The sequence below is a fragment of the Erwinia sp. S38 genome (assembly GCF_016624545.1).
In the GTDB taxonomy this organism is placed as follows: domain Bacteria; phylum Pseudomonadota; class Gammaproteobacteria; order Enterobacterales; family Enterobacteriaceae; genus Erwinia; species Erwinia coffeiphila.
In genome coordinates, this window is sequence record NZ_JACVTS010000019.1 from 46,743 (window position 1) to 63,583 (window position 16,841).

At 54.8% G+C, this 16,841-nt stretch carries 12 protein-coding genes; 4 read left to right on the forward strand and 8 right to left on the reverse strand.

Translation table 11 applies throughout. From position 1 onward, the window contains the following. Together IBT46_RS19655 and IBT46_RS19660 are read left to right on the forward strand one after the other, a co-directional pair. A complete protein-coding gene (locus IBT46_RS19655; protein WP_105593935.1) occupies nt 1–774 on the forward strand; it encodes an amino acid ABC transporter substrate-binding protein in 774 nt (257 codons plus the stop codon). Between the two features lie 153 nt (nt 775–927). After that, on the forward strand, nt 928–1,533 hold the full coding sequence (locus tag IBT46_RS19660; protein ID WP_200547036.1) for an inorganic diphosphatase: 606 nt from the start codon (nt 928–930) through the stop codon (nt 1,531–1,533). A gap of 43 nt (nt 1,534–1,576) precedes the next feature. Here IBT46_RS19660 and queE read toward each other — a convergent pair whose 3' ends face one another. After that, the gene (gene queE, locus IBT46_RS19665) at nt 1,577–2,248 is read right to left on the reverse strand and encodes a 7-carboxy-7-deazaguanine synthase QueE (protein ID WP_200547037.1); all 672 of its coding nucleotides are present in this window, start codon (nt 2,246–2,248) and stop codon (nt 1,577–1,579) included. Between the two features lie 106 nt (nt 2,249–2,354). Beyond that, on the reverse strand, nt 2,355–3,269 hold the full coding sequence (locus IBT46_RS19670) for a LysR family transcriptional regulator (RefSeq protein ID WP_105594000.1): 915 nt from the start codon (nt 3,267–3,269) through the stop codon (nt 2,355–2,357). Between the two features lie 99 nt (nt 3,270–3,368). On the opposite strand from IBT46_RS19670, the gene IBT46_RS19675 reads away from it, so the two are divergent. Then, nucleotides 3,369–4,241 (forward strand): MBL fold metallo-hydrolase, encoded by an 873-nt coding sequence (locus IBT46_RS19675; RefSeq protein WP_200547038.1) that lies wholly within the window; start codon nt 3,369–3,371, stop codon nt 4,239–4,241. Between the two features lie 121 nt (nt 4,242–4,362). On the opposite strand, the gene eno is transcribed toward IBT46_RS19675, so the two are convergent. From eno to rlmD, 5 genes are all read right to left on the reverse strand, one after another. Then, nucleotides 4,363–5,658 carry a phosphopyruvate hydratase gene (gene eno, locus IBT46_RS19680; RefSeq protein WP_105593931.1) on the reverse strand — a complete coding sequence of 432 codons (1,296 nt, stop codon included), beginning with the start codon at nt 5,656–5,658 and terminating at the stop codon, nt 4,363–4,365. An 80-nt stretch (nt 5,659–5,738) separates the two neighbouring features. Further along, complete coding sequence (pyrG, locus tag IBT46_RS19685) at nt 5,739–7,376, reverse strand: glutamine hydrolyzing CTP synthase (protein WP_105593930.1); 1,638 nt, start codon at nt 7,374–7,376, stop codon at nt 5,739–5,741. A 200-nt stretch (nt 7,377–7,576) separates the two neighbouring features. Continuing rightward, nucleotides 7,577–8,359 carry a nucleoside triphosphate pyrophosphohydrolase gene (gene mazG, locus IBT46_RS19690; RefSeq protein ID WP_200547039.1) on the reverse strand — a complete coding sequence of 261 codons (783 nt, stop codon included), beginning with the start codon at nt 8,357–8,359 and terminating at the stop codon, nt 7,577–7,579. Nucleotides 8,360–9,174: 815 nt separating this feature from the next. Continuing rightward, nucleotides 9,175–11,409: a GTP diphosphokinase gene (gene relA, locus IBT46_RS19695; RefSeq protein ID WP_200547040.1), complete on the reverse strand. Its 2,235-nt coding sequence runs from the start codon at nt 11,407–11,409 to the stop codon at nt 9,175–9,177. Nucleotides 11,410–11,439: 30 nt separating this feature from the next. Further along, nucleotides 11,440–12,756 carry a 23S rRNA (uracil(1939)-C(5))-methyltransferase RlmD gene (gene rlmD, locus IBT46_RS19700; RefSeq protein WP_200547041.1) on the reverse strand — a complete coding sequence of 439 codons (1,317 nt, stop codon included), beginning with the start codon at nt 12,754–12,756 and terminating at the stop codon, nt 11,440–11,442. A 131-nt stretch (nt 12,757–12,887) separates the two neighbouring features. Here rlmD and barA point away from each other — a divergent pair, with 131 nt between their 5' ends. Beyond that, nucleotides 12,888–15,617, forward strand: a complete 2,730-nt coding sequence (gene barA / locus IBT46_RS19705) for a two-component sensor histidine kinase BarA (RefSeq protein WP_200547042.1) — start codon at nt 12,888–12,890, stop codon at nt 15,615–15,617. Nucleotides 15,618–15,659: 42 nt separating this feature from the next. Here barA and IBT46_RS19710 read toward each other — a convergent pair whose 3' ends face one another. Next, complete coding sequence (locus IBT46_RS19710) at nt 15,660–16,808, reverse strand: glycerate kinase (protein WP_200547043.1); 1,149 nt, start codon at nt 16,806–16,808, stop codon at nt 15,660–15,662. Nucleotides 16,809–16,841 lie beyond the last annotated feature (33 nt).

Sequence of the window (16,841 nt, forward strand, 5' to 3'; positions counted from 1 at the left end):
ATGAAAACTATCGCAACGCTGCTGCTGGCAGGCATGGTACAAATCGGTTTTTCTGGCGCAGCGCTGGCGGAAACCGATCTGGCAAAAATCCAGTCGGCTGGCGTCTTTAAAATCGGTACCGAAGGGACTTATCCTCCATTTACCTTCCACGATGCTTCCGGCGCGTTAACCGGTTTTGACGTCGATATTGGCCGCGAAGTGGCGAAACGCCTGAAGGTGAAAGCTGAATTCGTTGAGGGGAAATGGGATGGCCTGATCGCCGGTCTGGACGCCAAACGTTATGAGGCGGTGATCAATCAGGTATCGATCACCCCGGAGCGCCAGGCGAAATATGATTTCTCTACCCCGTATCTTTCTTCGAAAGCGGCGCTGATTGTGCGCGATGATAATAAGACGATCAAAACGTTCGAGGATCTGAAAGGTAAAAAATCTGCGCACACCCTGACCAGTAACTATGCCCAGCTGGCGCGCGGCTACGGTGCGGAAATCGTCGCTACCGACGGTTTTAACCAGTCGGTTGATCTGGTGGCCCAGGGCCGTGCAGATGCCACCATTAACGACAACCTGTCGTTCCTCGACTTCAAAAAACATAAGCCGGATGCGCCGGTGAAAATCGTCGCCAGCCGTTCCGATGCCGAACAGGTCGGTATTCTGATTGAAAAAGGCAATCCGCAGCTGAAAGAAGCGATTGATAAAGCGCTGGCCGATATCAAGAGCGACGGCACCTGGCAGCGTATTTCAGTGAAATACTTCGGCACCGACGTGTCCAAATAAATCTTCAGCGGGCTTCTCGTAAGCCCGTTTTGCATCCGCGATTGCTCCTCTTACCCACGCCCGTTCTCGGGCGTGTTTTGAAACATTTTGTCATATTCCTGTCACGCCCGCTCTCTAGTCTGTCGCTCTCCAACAAAGATCGAGAGAATCTCAATGAAGCTTTTCAGCAAACTTTCCGTTATCGCTCTGGTTTTTTCCGCCTGCGCCCAGGCCAGCACCATTAACATCCTCGACTTCCCTCAGCCGGATAACAACCCGGAAGAGTTCTACGCACTGACCGAGATCCCGGCGGGCGGCATCATCAAGTATGAAACCGACGCCAAAACCGGCTTTATCGTTGCCGACCGCTTCCAGTCTATGCCGGTAGCCTATCCGGCCAACTACGGCTCGCTGACCCAGTCGCTGGGCGGTGACGGCGATCCGCTGGATGTGATCTTCTACACCCGCGCACCGATGGCACCGGGTACGCGGATCAAACTGCGCCCGATTGGCGTGCTGAAGATGATCGACGGCGGCGAATCCGACGACAAGATCGTGGCGGTTCCGGCCAGCAAGATCGATCCAACCTATGATGACATTAAATCGATGAGCGACCTGCCTAAGATCGAGCAGGAACGACTGGAAGCGTTTTTCCGCGTCTACAAACAGCTGCCGGACGGACGTAAAAAAGTTGAGCTGAACGGTTTCGGTGATACCGCGGCGGCGAAGACGGAAATTAAGTCGGCGTATGACGCCTGGAAAGCAAAATCAGGTAAGTAAGCGATAAGGGGGACGCTGACCATTGCGGCCGTCCCCCCTTTCGTCAGGCGATGTTCAGGTATTTATGCGTCTGCATCGACAGCCGCCAGTTGCGGGCAATACAGGTATCAATGCACAGCTGGGTGGCATCCGCTTTCTGGCTAATCGGCTGTAGAGCAATAATCCGCGCTTTATCGTCATCCAGTGTGGCCAGCAGCGCATCCAGCGCATCAACATCGCGCTGACGCGCCACAGGATGCTTCACCTCATCCGCACGCACCAGCGCCTGATTCAGCACGTCGTAACCTCCGCGCATATTGACCTTCGGCGATACCGTCACCCAGGTCTGCGGCGTACAGCGCACCGTATGCGTGCCGCTGGTTTCAATCTGGCAGCTGAAGCCCTGCTGTTGCAGGCTTGCGGTCAGCGGAGTCAAATCGTGAATGCACGGCTCGCCGCCGGTGATCACAATATGGTTTGCCGTCCAGCCGTTGCCACGGATCACGCCAATCAGCGCCTCGGCATCCGCCGCGCCCCAGGCATCGGTTTCCACCGTCTTCAGCAGAATATCCCCCAGCGAGGTTTCCCGATCGGCCAGCTTATCCCAGGTGTGTTTGGTATCACACCAGCTGCAGCCCACCGGGCAGCCCTGTAAGCGGATAAAAATTGCCGGTACGCCGGTATAAATACCTTCGCCCTGCAACGTCTGGAACATTTCATTTATCGGGTACTGCATCGACTTCTCGGCTGATGGTTAAATTACGGGCGCAGATTATGGCAGATTGTCGCCCCGGGACCAACCAAAGCCTGCGCTGCAATGGGTAAGAAAATTCTGCGGGTACTTATAGCAGCCCCTGCAAACGCCTGGCGGCCTCTTCTCCGGCAAACCATTCCACCAGGAAATCGAGCAGTGCGCGCAGCTGGCGGGACTGATGCTGGCGCGAAGTATAGATGGCAAAAATCCCCAGGCTGTCGAGCTGGAACTCCGGTAGCAGCGCAACCAGCCTGCCGCTCTCCAGCAGTGCCCCCACGCTGTGCAGCGGCTGCATAGAAATGCCCGCCCCGGCCAGCGTGGCGCTGAGCAGTATCAGCGAGTCATTGGCGCTGATACTGCCGCTGACCGCGACCGTGTCGTGCTCCTCCCCCCGACTGAAATTCCACAGGCTTTTGCCAAAGTGAGAATAGGTCAGGCAGTTGTGGTGCACCAGCTGCTCAGGGTGCTGCGGTGTGCCTTCCCGCGCCAGATACGCAGGCGTGGCGCAAATCACCGACTCGCAGGCGCTAAGCGGGCGGGCAATCAGGTTAGGCTCCAGCTGGCCGGTAATGCGCAGCGCCAGATCGATACGCTCTTCCACCAGATTCACCAGCTGGTTGCTGGAGTGAAGATCGATGCGAATGCGCGGATAACGCTGCTGAAAGGCGGTTATCGCCGCGGCCAGCACGCTGTTGCCCAGCGATAGCGAACAGGAAATCCGCAGCAGCCCCGCGAGCGCTTCCCCTTCAGGCTGGTTGCTCTGTTCTATTTCACCTGCCAGCTGCAGCAGCTGCCGACATCGTACCAGCGCGTGCTCCCCGGCCGGGGTCAGGCTCAGCCGGCGCGTGCTGCGGTGCAGCAGCCGCGCGCCGGACCACGTTTCCATTTCACTCAGATAACGAGTGATCATCGCCCGCGACATGCCGAGTACGTCCGCCGCTGCCGTCAGGCTGCCCCGCTGAACAATGGTGATAAAAACATTTGCCGCCGTGAGTCTGTCCATCATATGTCCGTTTTACGCAACAATCTGTTGCCTGATAGTCGGTTTATTCCGCGGGATATGCAACCTACACTGGTTATTTTCCGGTTAAGGTCATTCCAAATGAAAACTCGTTTCGCCCTGCTGCTGGCTTTTGCCGCCAGCCCGTCACTGTATGCTGCCCAATCGCTCAACCTTGATGTCTACAATCCGGGAGAAAACAGCATTTTTGCTGTTTCATCGGAGATCATCACCGGCCCGACCGAAGCCGTATTGATCGATGCTCAGTTCCAGCGCAACGATGCCCAAGAGCTGGTGAAACGCATCAAAGCCAGCGGTAAGCGCCTGACCACCATCTTCATCAGCCAGTCGGACCCGGACTATTATTTCGGTCTGGACACTCTGCACCGCGCCTTCCCCGACGCGAAAATCGTCGCCACCGCACCGACCGTTGAGCTGATCAAGCAGACTAAAGACGGCAAGCTGGCCTTCTGGGGTCCGAAGATGGCCGACAACGCGCCGCAGTCGCTGATTGTGCCCGAGGTGATTCAGGGCGACAGCTTTAAGGTTGATGGCGAGACGGTAGAGATTAAAGGCCTCAAGGGGCCGCAGCCGCACGACAGCTATCTGTGGGTTCCGGCGCTGAAAACGGTGCTGGGTGGCGTAGTCGTGTCCGGCAATAATATTCACGTCTGGCTGGCGGATGCGCAGAGCAAAGCAGAACGCTCGGCCTGGCAGCAGAAGCTGGAAGATATCAAGGCGCTGAGACCGGTCCGCGTGGTACCGGGGCACTTCCTGCCGGGCGCCGATGAGAGTGTTGCCTCGGTGAACTTCACCCTGCGCTATCTGCAAACGGCTGAAGCGGAGCTGGCAAAAACCAAAGACTCGCAGGCATTTATCAAAGCGATGAAGCAGCACTATCCGCAGTTGAAGGATGAGTCTTCACTGGAGCTGAGTGCGAAGGTGCTGAAAGGCGAAATGAAATGGCCGCAGTAGTCGGCTAAGTGCACAAATTATCGCCTGGCCATCGCGCCAGCCGGACGTAAAAAAGCCCCGTCATGACGGGGCTTTTTTCAATCTGTCCGCAGCCGCGCAGGCCGCTGCGAACCGTCAGTCATTACTGACCTTTAACTTCTTTCAGACCGTTGAATGGAGCACGGTTGCCCAGCGCTTCTTCAATACGCAGCAGCTGGTTGTACTTAGCAACACGGTCAGAACGGCTCATAGAACCGGTTTTGATCTGGCCCGCTGCAGTACCTACCGCCAGGTCAGCGATGGTTGCATCTTCGGTTTCGCCTGAACGGTGAGAGATAACCGCGGTGTAGCCAGCATCTTTCGCCATTTTGATCGCAGCCAGAGTTTCGGTCAGAGAACCGATCTGGTTGAATTTGATCAGGATGGAGTTAGCGATGCCTTTCTCGATGCCTTCTTTCAGGATCTTGGTGTTGGTTACGAACAGATCGTCACCAACCAGCTGGATTTTGTCGCCCAGCACTTTGGTCTGGTATGCGAAACCAGCCCAGTCAGATTCGTCCAGACCGTCTTCGATAGAAACGATTGGGTACTGTTTGGTCAGATCTTCCAGGAAGTGAGTGAACTCTTCAGAAGTGAAGGCTTTGTTGCCTTCGCCAGCCAGTACGTATTTACCGTCTTTGTAGAACTCAGACGCTGCACAGTCCATCGCCAGGGTAACATCTTTACCCAGCTCGTAACCTGCTGCTTTAACCGCTTCAGCGATAACAGCCAGTGCTTCTGCGTTAGAACCCAGGTTAGGCGCGTAGCCACCTTCATCACCCACAGCGGTGTTCAGGCCTTTCGCTTTCAGTACTTTAGCCAGGTTGTGGAAAACTTCAGAACCGATACGGATCGCTTCTTTGATAGTTTTCGCGCCAACAGGCTGAATCATGAATTCCTGGATGTCGACGTTGTTGTCGGCGTGCTCACCACCGTTGATGATGTTCATCATTGGCAGTGGCATAGAGAATTTGCCCGGGGTGCCGTTCAGTTCAGCAATGTGCTCGTACAGTGGCTGACCTTTAGAGGCAGCTGCAGCTTTAGCAGCAGCCAGAGAAACAGCCAGGATGGCGTTAGCACCAAACTTGGATTTGTTCTCGGTACCGTCCAGATCGATCATAATCTTGTCGATGTTTGCCTGGTCTTTTGCATCTTTACCGGTTACCGCTTCAGCGATAGGACCGTTAACGGCTGCAACAGCTTTAGTTACGCCTTTACCCAGGAAACGAGATTTGTCACCGTCACGCAATTCCAGGGCTTCACGGGAACCGGTAGAAGCGCCTGATGGAGCTGCTGCCAGACCAACGAAACCGCCTTCCAGATGCACTTCGGCTTCAACGGTCGGGTTTCCACGGGAGTCGATGATTTCGCGACCGATGACTTTAACGATTTTGGACATTAGTTTTTCCTCAGTACAAGTTAGCTTAAACTTAGACACACCACCTGAAACCCTGCGGCATCAGGTGGTTATGAAAATACTTATTTTGCCAAACGCTTTTGGTACTCGCTGGCGGCTTTTACAAAGCCACTGAACAGCGGGTGTCCGTCACGAGGTGTTGAGGTGAATTCCGGATGGAACTGACACGCAACAAACCATGGGTGGTTAGGGATTTCAATAATCTCAACCAGCTGGTCATCCCCGGAGCGGCCTGCAACACGTAATCCCGCTGCTTCAATCTGCTTCAATAGCATATTGTTGACTTCATAACGATGACGGTGACGCTCAACGATGGTGTCGCTGCCGTACAGCTTGCGCACCAGGCTGTCGTCGGTCAGCTGACACTGCTGGCTGCCCAGGCGCATGGTGCCGCCCAGATCGCTCTGCTCGGTACGCTGCTCAACGTTGCCTTCTTCATCACGCCATTCGGTGATCAGCGCAACAACCGGATACTTACAGTCAGGTACGAACTCGGTAGAGTTAGCGCCTTCCATATGGGCTACGTTACGAGCGAACTCCATCAGCGCAACCTGCATACCCAGGCAGATACCCAGGTAAGGGATGTTGTTTTCGCGAGCGTACTGCGCGGTCATCAGTTTGCCTTCCACACCGCGATAGCCGAAGCCACCAGGGATAAGAATAGCATCCAGACCTTTCAGCACTTCCACACCGCGTGTTTCAACATCTTGCGAATCGATCAGTTTGATGTTGACGGTGACTCGGTTTTTCAGGCCGCCGTGCTTCAGCGCTTCGATTACGGATTTGTAAGCGTCAGGCAGTTCGACATATTTGCCGACCATACCGATGTTCACTTCGCCACCCGGATTGGCTTCTTCGTAAATCACCTGCTCCCACTCGGCCAGATTGGCTTCCGGTGCGTTCAGGTTGAAGCGTTTGCAGATGTAATCATCCAGGCCCTGAGACTTCAGCATGCCTGGGATTTTGTAGATTGAATCAACATCTTTCAGTGAGATAACCGCTTTTTCCGGAACATTACAGAACAGGGCGATTTTCGCACGTTCGTTAGCCGGTACGGCGCGATCTGAACGGCAGATCAGCACATCAGGCTGAATACCGATAGACAGCAGTTCTTTCACTGAATGCTGAGTAGGTTTGGTTTTCACCTCACCCGCTGCCGCCATATACGGCACCAGAGTCAGGTGCATATACATGGTGTGTTCACGGCCGACGTCTACCGCCATCTGGCGGATCGCTTCGAGGAACGGCAGGGATTCGATGTCGCCCACAGTACCGCCAATTTCCACCAGCACGACATCGTGGCCTTCGCCACCTTCAATGATGCGTTCTTTAATGGCATTGGTGATATGCGGGATAACCTGAATGGTCGCACCCAGATAGTCGCCGCGACGCTCTTTGCGCAGGACTTCAGAGTAAATACGGCCAGTCGTGAAGTTGTTACGACGGCTCATCTTGGTACGGATGAAGCGCTCGTAGTGACCGAGATCCAGATCGGTTTCCGCGCCGTCATCAGTGACGAACACTTCGCCGTGCTGAGTTGGGCTCATGGTACCTGGGTCCACGTTGATGTACGGGTCCAGCTTCATGATGGTCACGTTAAGACCACGCGCTTCGAGGATGGCGGCCAGGGAGGCTGCGGCAATGCCTTTACCCAGAGAGGAAACGACCCCGCCGGTCACAAAAATATAGTTCGTTGTCATGCTGAACCTGAGAATGTAGGTTTAAAGACGATGGAATGAATAACCAGGACGGGAAAATAGTATACCCGAAACCCCTGTTGCCGACAATTAATCGTTTCCATGTTGTGACTATTCCACCGCTTTTATCACTCTGAGACTACCTGATTTCTTAATTCAGGATGTTGATGTGCGTCACACTTTTGTTGAATCGTGTCAGCCAATTATTCCTTGAATTTGACCTGTTGCCACGCGGCTTCCATCTGTTCCAGCGTCGCCTGCTGCATTTCCAGGCCCTGTTCGGCGATAATTTGCTCAACCTGACGGAATCGACGCTCAAACTTGACATTGGCCTTTTGCAGCGCGGTTTCCGCCTTTTTGCCCAGATGACGCGACAAATTCACCGTTGCAAACAGCAGGTCGCCGATCTCCTCTTCCAGCTTGTCCTGGTCGACAACCGCCTGTTGAGCCTCGTGCATCACTTCATCAATCTCTTCGTACACTTTACCCAGCACCGGTCCCAACGTGTCCCAGTCAAAGCCAACGCTGTTGCAGCGTTTCTGAATTTTATGCGCGCGCATCAGCGCGGGCAGCGCATGTGGGATATCGTCCAGCACCGAGTGCTGTGCTTTTTCCGCGCGCTCATCACTTTTGATTTTTTCCCAGTTCACCAGCACTTCGGCGCTGTCGGCCACTGTCGCACCGGCAAAGATATGCGGATGCCGGCGTTCCAGCTTGTCGCTGATGGCGTTGCAGATATCGTCGAAGTTGAAACGCCCTTCTTCCTGCGCCATCTGGGCGTAAAACACCACCTGGAACAGCAGGTCGCCAAGTTCACCGCGCAGGTCGTCGAAGTCGGCGCGATCGATGGCGTCGATAACTTCATAGGTTTCTTCCAGGGTATAGGGGGCGATGGTGGCATAGGTTTGCTGGCGATCCCACGGGCAGCCGTGTTCCGGATCGCGCAGGGTTTTCATGATGCCCAGCAGGCGATCGAGAGCGTTCATAGTGGTGAGTCCTTGTTGTAGGAATAATCAATGGAATGAGGATAATCGTTATTGAGCTTTAAAGGCGCTTCTGATTTCGTAACAAAGCGTCCGTTATAGCTTTTAAAAGCGCTTCAGGTTCTGCGCACGGGCGATCGTTATGGGGCTTTCCTGGCGCTTCCGGTTTCGTGCTCGGGCGACCGTTATGGGGCAGAACGTTCACCTTCATATCATCGTGTTGCGGCGAGAAAAAACGACCGATTGATGCGTTGCCGGTTAATCATTGAGGGATTGTAGCAAAAAAGTGGGAAGACATTGATGTCATGTCTTTTGCGTGTAACCGACTCATCTGGCACGTACGCTTACCTCGCATAAAATCATACTGCGACAATCAACGAAGTACTTTCGGTTAGGGAGCAGCGGGTTCTGGAAAAAGTGAGACAGCAATAGCGCTCAAGCAGCTAACTAGCAATAGGTTCACTGCAACGAAATGCCTGAAACAAGCATAAAGCTAACCAAGAGAATTCGGTTCAACTCACAGCACCACAAAAGCCATTAAGCAATCGGTGCAGGCGGGCTTCGCGGACCGTCGGGCGCATGGACGCGCCCGTCGAGCCTATAGGGACATATTCACGGCGAGTCCGCGAAGCCTGCCTGCACCGATAAGCCAGCCGCCGATCGTACCGCGACGATCAAACACCCAGCCAAACCCCATCCACATCCAGAAATACATCACAGGTTATCAGCCAACCCCGCCTGCACCGATAAGCCAGCCGCCGATCGCGCCGCGACGATCAACATCTCAACACGACGCAACCAGCAGCCATCACCAACTATCAGTGCAAACGCTTCGCATCAATAATATCCGGCACCTGATTCAACCGCGCCAGCACCCGACTCAGCACCTGCTGATTGTAAATCTCAATATCCATATCAATCGTTGCCAGCTGCTTACGAGTATCGCTGTGGCTGGACACGCCCAGCACGTTAACCTTCTCGTTGGCCAGAATCGTGGTGATATCACGCAGCAAACCGCTGCGATCGTTGGCCGTCACCCGCACCACCAGCGAATAACCACTGGAATAAGTTTCACCCCACACCGCATCCACAATACGCTCCGGCGCATGCGACATCAGATCGGCCAACTGATCGCAGTCGGCGCGGTGAATGGAAATACCGCGGCCCTGAGTAATAAATCCGGTAATGTCATCGCCCGGAATCGGCTGGCAGCAGCGGGCAATATGGTGCATCAGATTGCCAACCCCCTCGACAACCACCCTGCCGCTCTCTTTACTGCGCGGCACGCTGTTCGAGGTTTTCTGCGTCAGCTGGCGCAGCGCTTCGCGATCTTCTTCTTCCGCACTCGGCTTATTCAGCTTCGACTGCAGATAGTTGCTCATCTGATTGAGGCGAACATCGCCACCGCCAATAGCCGCCAGCAGTTCATCGAGCGTGTTGAAGTTGTAGCGCGGCAGCAGCAGTTTCTCTGCATCCTTCAGATTGATATCCAGGTGATCCAGTTCGTTATCCAGGATCTGCCGACCGGCAATAATATTCTTGTCACGATCCTGCTTGCGGAACCAGGCATGGATCTTCGAACGCCCGCGGCTGGTCGTCACGTAGCCCAGATTTGGGTTCAACCAGTCGCGGCTCGGATTCGGCTGCTTCTGGGTGATGATATCGATCTGATCGCCCATCTGCAGCTGATAGGTGAACGGCACAATGCGGCCGCCGATTTTGGCACCGATGCAGCGGTGGCCGATATCGCTGTGAATATGGTAAGCGAAGTCCAGCGGCGTGGAACCGGCGGGCAGATCCACCACGTCGCCTTTCGGGGTAAATACATATACCCGATCGTCGAACACCTGGCTGCGCACTTCGTCGAGCATTTCGCCAGAATCGGCCATCTCTTCCTGCCAGGTAATCAGCTTACGCAGCCAGGCAATACGCTCTTCATGGCCGGACGCACCCCGCACGCTGCCGCCCGTTCCGCCCTCTTTATACTTCCAGTGCGCCGCTACGCCCAGCTCGGCATCTTCATGCATCTGACGGGTACGAATTTGAATTTCAACGGTTTTGCCTTTCGGCCCCAGCACCACGGTATGGATCGACTGATAGCCGTTCGGTTTTGGGTTAGCGACATAGTCATCAAATTCGCTGGGAAGATGGCGATACAAGGTATGTACAATCCCCAGCGCGCCGTAGCAGTCCTGCAGGCGTTCGGCTACGATGCGCACCGCACGTACGTCGAACAGCTCATCGAAGGCCAGCGATTTTTTCTGCATCTTGCGCCAGATGCTGTAGATGTGTTTCGGGCGACCATACACCTCGGCCTTAACGCCCTCTTTGACAATTTCATCACGCAGCGACTGTACGAACGTATCAATATAATCTTCGCGATCGATACGGCGTTCATGCAGCAGTTTAGCGATACGTTTGTATTCATCAGGGTGCAGATAGCGGAAACAGAAATCTTCCAGTTCCCACTTCAGCTGGCCAATCCCCAGCCGGTTAGCCAGCGGAGCATAGATATTAGTACACTCTTTCGCCGCCAGTACGCGCTCATCTTCCGGCGCGTCCTTAACCTCACGCAGGTGCGCAATACGCTCAGCCAGCTTAATCACTACGCAGCGGAAGTCTTCCACCATCGCCAGCAGCATACGGCGAACGTTATCGACCTGTTCAGAGGCCATGGAATCGTTATGGGTGGCTTTTAGCTGGCGAATCGCATCCATATCGCGCACGCCGTGGACCAGCGAGACGATAGGCTTGCCGAAGTGCTCTTCCAGCACCTCTTCAGTGACGACATTCGCATCGGCCAGCGGGAACAGCAGCGCCGCGCGCAGCGTCTCATTGTCCATGCTGAGCATGGAGAGAATTTCCACCATTTCAACACCACGCCACAGCAGCAGCGCGGCATCAGGGTGTCCTTTGGTCGCGGTTTCACAATAGCGCCAGGTATCGGCCAGTCGTTCACATGACTGCTGGTTGGAGATCCCCAGACTGGTGATCCATTGGTCGAGGGCAAACTCGCCAGCCGTATTCAAATGTGCACTTCTTACCGCAACCATATCCTCTCCTGGCATAGCCTCGTTCAGGGCTTATTTTCGGCTAAACAGCACCATGGATTCCAGATGCCCGGTATGTGGAAACATATCGAGCATTGTCACCCGCTCCAATTGGTAGCCGGACTTCAGGAGTACCTGACTGTCCCTGGCAAGTGTTGTCGGGTTACAGGAAACATAGACCACGAGTTCCGGCGCAAGTTTAACAATATGCTCCATCACTCCGGCCGCTCCGGCACGCGCCGGGTCCAGTAACACCTTATTGAATCCTTCGCCAGCCCAGGGCTGACTTGTCACGTCCTTTTCAAGGTTATGCTGGTAAAACGCGACATTGTTCAGATTATTTAATGCTGCATTATACGCAGCCTTTGCCACTAATGCTGCAACACCCTCCACACCCACGACATTTTCAGCCAAATTTCCCATAGGCAGGGTAAAATTGCCCATTCCGCAGAACAGATCCAGCACCCGATCGTGCGGTTGCAGGTCCAGCCACGCCAGCGCACGGGCCACCATCTGCTGATTAACCTCATCGTTAACCTGGATAAAATCTCGCGGGCTGAAGGTCAAACCTAACGGACCGGAATGGATAACCGGCATTTCCCCGTTAAGCTGCTCCAGAGTGTCACTATCCGGCGCAAGAAACAGCGACAGTTGATGTTTATGCGAAAACTGTTCCAGTTTTTGACGATCCGCAGCGCTTAGTGCATCAAGATGACGCAAAACCAGCAGCGGACCGTTATCTGCCAGCACCAGTTCAACGTGGCCAAGTCGCCTGACGGCCTGTAGCCCGCTTAACAATAGATGGAGCGGCTGAATTAACGCATTAAGTTCGGGCTTCAAAATGGGGCACTGGGTGATACTGACCAAATCACTGGAGGCCTGCTCGCGAAACCCCATCTGCAGAGTCTGCGTTTTTACCTGATAATTCAGGCTCAGACGCGCGCGTCGCCGATAGCCCCATGCCTGGCCGGAAATAATATCATCCACCGTGACCGGTGAACCGCTCTCCTTTGAAAGCATATGCGCCAGCGCGCTGGCTTTACTTTGCTGCTGTAGCTCAACCGGCACATGCTGCTGCTGGCAGCCGCCGCAGCGACTATAATGCGGACAGCGGGGCTGAACACGCTGTGGACTAACCGCCAGAATTCGCTTAACCGAACCCCGGGAGTACTGGCGCTTATCTTCACTGATTTCAACTTCAACCTGTTCACCAGGCAGTGCTCCCTGCACAAAAAGCGCTTTGCCATTATGGCGTGCCACGCCCTGACCAAATGCATCAAGATCGTTAACGACAACTGTTATTTTTTGGCGGGTCGTCACGCGCCGTTTTGCAGAGTAGAATTGCGCCATTATTTCATTGCTTCTCAAACGTAGTGCCGAAAAAAATCGGCGTAGCCTACCCTGGCGAGTGATGGAATTCGACCTGTACAGGATAAAATGTCGCAGGAAAGTGGAGCAAGCCGTTTCTCACAGGGAATACTATGACCAAATACAGCCTGCGGGCGCGAATGATGATTCTGATCCTGGCACCCACGCTGATGATCGGACTGCTGCTCTCAACTTTTTTTGTGGTCAACCGCTATAACGAATTACAGAGCCAGCTCACCGACGCCGGGATCAACATTATTGAGCCACTGGCGGTCTCCAGTGAGTATGGCATGACCTTCCGCAGCCGCGAGTCGGTCCGCCAGCTGGTCAGCCTGCTTCATCGGCGTCACTCGGATATCGTTCGGGCAATTTCCGTCTTTGACGATCACAACAGGCTGTTTGTGACGTCGAACTATCTGCAAAATCCCGATCTGCTGCGTATGCCAGACAATACGCCTCTCACTGCCCGCTATCTGAAAGAACGTCACGGTAATTCGGTGATCCTGCGAACGCCGATCCTGTCGGAAAGCTACTATCCGGATGAGTCACCAGGCTGGGATGCCAAACCAACCGGTAATCCGCTGGGATACGTTGCGATTGAACTCGATCTGCAATCCGTCAGGCTACAGCAGTATAAAGAGGTGTTTATCTCCACTCTGCTGGTGCTGCTCTGCCTGTGCATTGCCATGCTGTTTGCCTATCGTTTGATGCGGGATGTGACGGGGCCCATTCGCAATATGGTCAGTACCGTAGACCGCATTCGCCGCGGCCAGCTCGACAGCCGAATGGAAGGCTACATGCTCGGCGAGCTGGATGTACTGAAAAACGGCATTAACTCGATGGCCATGTCGCTGACGGCCTATCACGAAGAGATGCAGCAGAATATCGATCAGGCCACCTCCGATCTGCGTGAAACGCTTGAGCAGATGGAAATTCAAAACGTTGAACTGGATCTGGCAAAAAAACGGGCGCAGGAAGCGGCGCGAATTAAATCTGAATTCCTTGCCAATATGTCTCACGAACTGCGAACACCGCTTAACGGGGTGATCGGTTTTACCCGCCAGACGCTGAAAACCACGCTCAACTCAACCCAACGCGACTATCTGAATACCATCGAGCGGTCGGCCAATAACTTGCTGAGCATCATCAATGATGTGCTGGACTTCTCTAAGCTGGAGGCCGGCAAACTGGTTCTGGAAACCATCCCGTTCCCGCTGCGCGCCACGCTGGATGAAGTGGTGGTGCTGCTGGCGCAATCGGCGCATGAGAAAGGGCTGGAGCTGACGCTGAATATTCAAAGCGACGTGCCGGATAACGCCATCGGTGACCCGCTGCGTATGCAGCAGATTATTGTGAACCTGCTCGGTAATGCGATTAAATTTACCGAGCGCGGCAATATCGATATCCGCGTGGAGAAGCGCGCACTAAGCAACAATCGCATGGAACTGGAAGTGCAAATCCATGATACCGGCATCGGTATTTCTGAAAAGCAGCAGTCGCAGCTGTTCCAGGCCTTCCGCCAGGCGGATGCCAGCATTTCCCGCCGCCACGGGGGCACCGGTCTGGGGCTGGTCATTACGCAGAAGCTGGTGAATGAAATGGGTGGGGAAATTTCCTTCCACAGCCGTCTGAATCACGGCTCCACCTTCTGGTTCCACGTTAATCTGGCGCTGAACCCGAATGCCGCCAGCGATCCCCACATGCTCGACTGCCTTACAGGCCAGCACCTGGCCTATGTTGAATCCAATACCGCCGCGGCTCAGGCGATGCTGGATATGCTGAGCGCCACGCCGATGAAAGTCAGTTACAGTCCGTCGCTCGCCGGTTTGCAGGAAACGCATTACGATGTACTGCTGCTCGGGTTGCCGATTGACGTACATAACACCCAGGAAATTACCGGAGAACAGCTGTCGCCGATGCTACAGCGTGCCAATAGCCTGATCCTTGCGCTGCCTTTCCAGATGCAAATCTATGCTGAACAGCTGAAAGCGCGTGGCGTAACCGCCTGTCTGATTAAGCCCCTTTCCATGGCCCGCCTGTTGCCGATCCTGGTGGATCACCACACGCGCGATATTCCCCCTCAGTCCGGCAGCTCACGCCTGTCGATCCGCGTCATGGCCGTAGATGATAATCCGGCAAATCTGAAGCTAATCGGCGCGCTGCTGGAGGAGCTGGTTGAACATATTGTCCTGTGCGACAGCGGAGAATCGGCTATTCAACAGGCAAGGCAGCAGAATCTGGACATTATTCTGATGGATATTCAGATGCCGGATATCGACGGTATCCGTGCGAGTGAAGTCATACGCGAACTTCCCCAGCATCACAACACGCCGATTGTCGCCGTTACGGCACACGCACTGGAAGGCGAACGCGAAAAGCTGGCTAAAGCCGGCATGAATGACTACCTGGCCAAACCGATTGATGAGCAAAAACTGAGTCATCTGCTGGCGCGTTATCTGCCTGCCAGGAAAGAAACCCTGCTCCTGCCGCAGAGTGGCCCCGTATCGCTGGACTGGGCTCTGGCGTTACGTCAGGCTGCGAATAAGCCCGATCTGGCACGCGATCTGCTGCAAATGCTGGTCGATTTCCTGCCGGAGGTCCGTACGCTGGTGGAACAGTTTATGGAAACCAATAATCCAACAGGCCTGCGTGACATCATTCATAAACTGCACGGCAGCGCCAGCTACAGCGGCGTGCCGCATATGAAAAAGCTTTGCCAGGAACTGGAGCAGAGTTTAATGAAACATGAGGATATCGCCGCCATTGAGCCTGAATTGCTCGAGCTACTGGATGAGATGGATAACGTGGCGCAGCTGGCCAGAGAACAGTTGAAAACATCCTGAACCTGAGCCCGCTAAGCGCAGCGGGCTCAGAAGACACACCGATCAGTTATCGGTAATTATCCGTCCGGCCAGCAGCGTTGCCGCGACATTGCGTGCGGTCAAACGCACGTTTTCTGCCGCTTCCTGTAACGCTTCTTCAAGGCTGCAAATTCGATAGATCACACTGAATACGGCATCAAGGCCGTGCTGGTGTACGACGCCAACATCACTCGTCAGACTGCCGGCAATAGCAATCACCGGCTTATTGTAACGTTTGGCAATGCGCGCCACGCCGACCGGCACCTTACCGTGAATAGTTTGACTATCAATGCGCCCTTCACCGGTGATCACCAGCGTGGCATCCCGAACCAGCTCATCCAGCCCGAGGGCATCGGTCACGATCTCAATGCCCGGGCGCAGCGTGGCCTGGCAAAAAGCATACAGCCCCGCCCCCATGCCACCCGCAGCACCGCCGCCGGGAACGTTAAGCACATCCACGTTCAGATCGCGCTGGATTATCGCGGCGAAATGCGTCAGCGCTGCATCCAACTGGCTGACCTGCTGCGGAGTTGCGCCCTTTTGCGGACCAAATACCGCCGAAGCCCCCTGCTCACCCGTCAACGGGTTAGTCACATCACAGGCAACTTCTATACGACAGTGGGCAATACGCGGGTCTAAACCGCTGACATCAATATTAGCCAGCTGGGCCAGTGCCGCACCGCCGGGGCCAATTTCCTCGCCCTGATGATTCAGCAATTTTACGCCAAGCGCCTGTACCATGCCGGCACCACCGTCGTTGGTCGCGCTGCCGCCAATACCGATAATCACATGCTCAATACCGCTGTCCAGCGCATGGCGGATCAGCTCACCGGTTCCCCAGCTGGTAGCATGCAGGACATCACGACTGGCGGGTGGAACCTGTTCCAGCCCACTGGCCGCCGCCATTTCAATAATTGCGCAGCACCCGTCACCGGAAAGGCCGTAGAAAGCATCAACGGGATTGCCCAGTGGACCGGTAACGCGGAGCGGGATGATTTTCCCCCCCGTTGCGGCAACCATCGCTTCAACCGTCCCTTCACCGCCATCGGCAACCGGCAGTTTGACGTAGTGAGCATGGGGGAATATTTCGCGAAAACCTTTTTCAATCTGCGAGGCAACTTCCAGTGCAGAGAGGCTTTCTTTGTAAGAGTCTGGAGCGATAACAATTTTCACAGGCTATCCCGTCAGCGGATGAAAGCAGGGCGG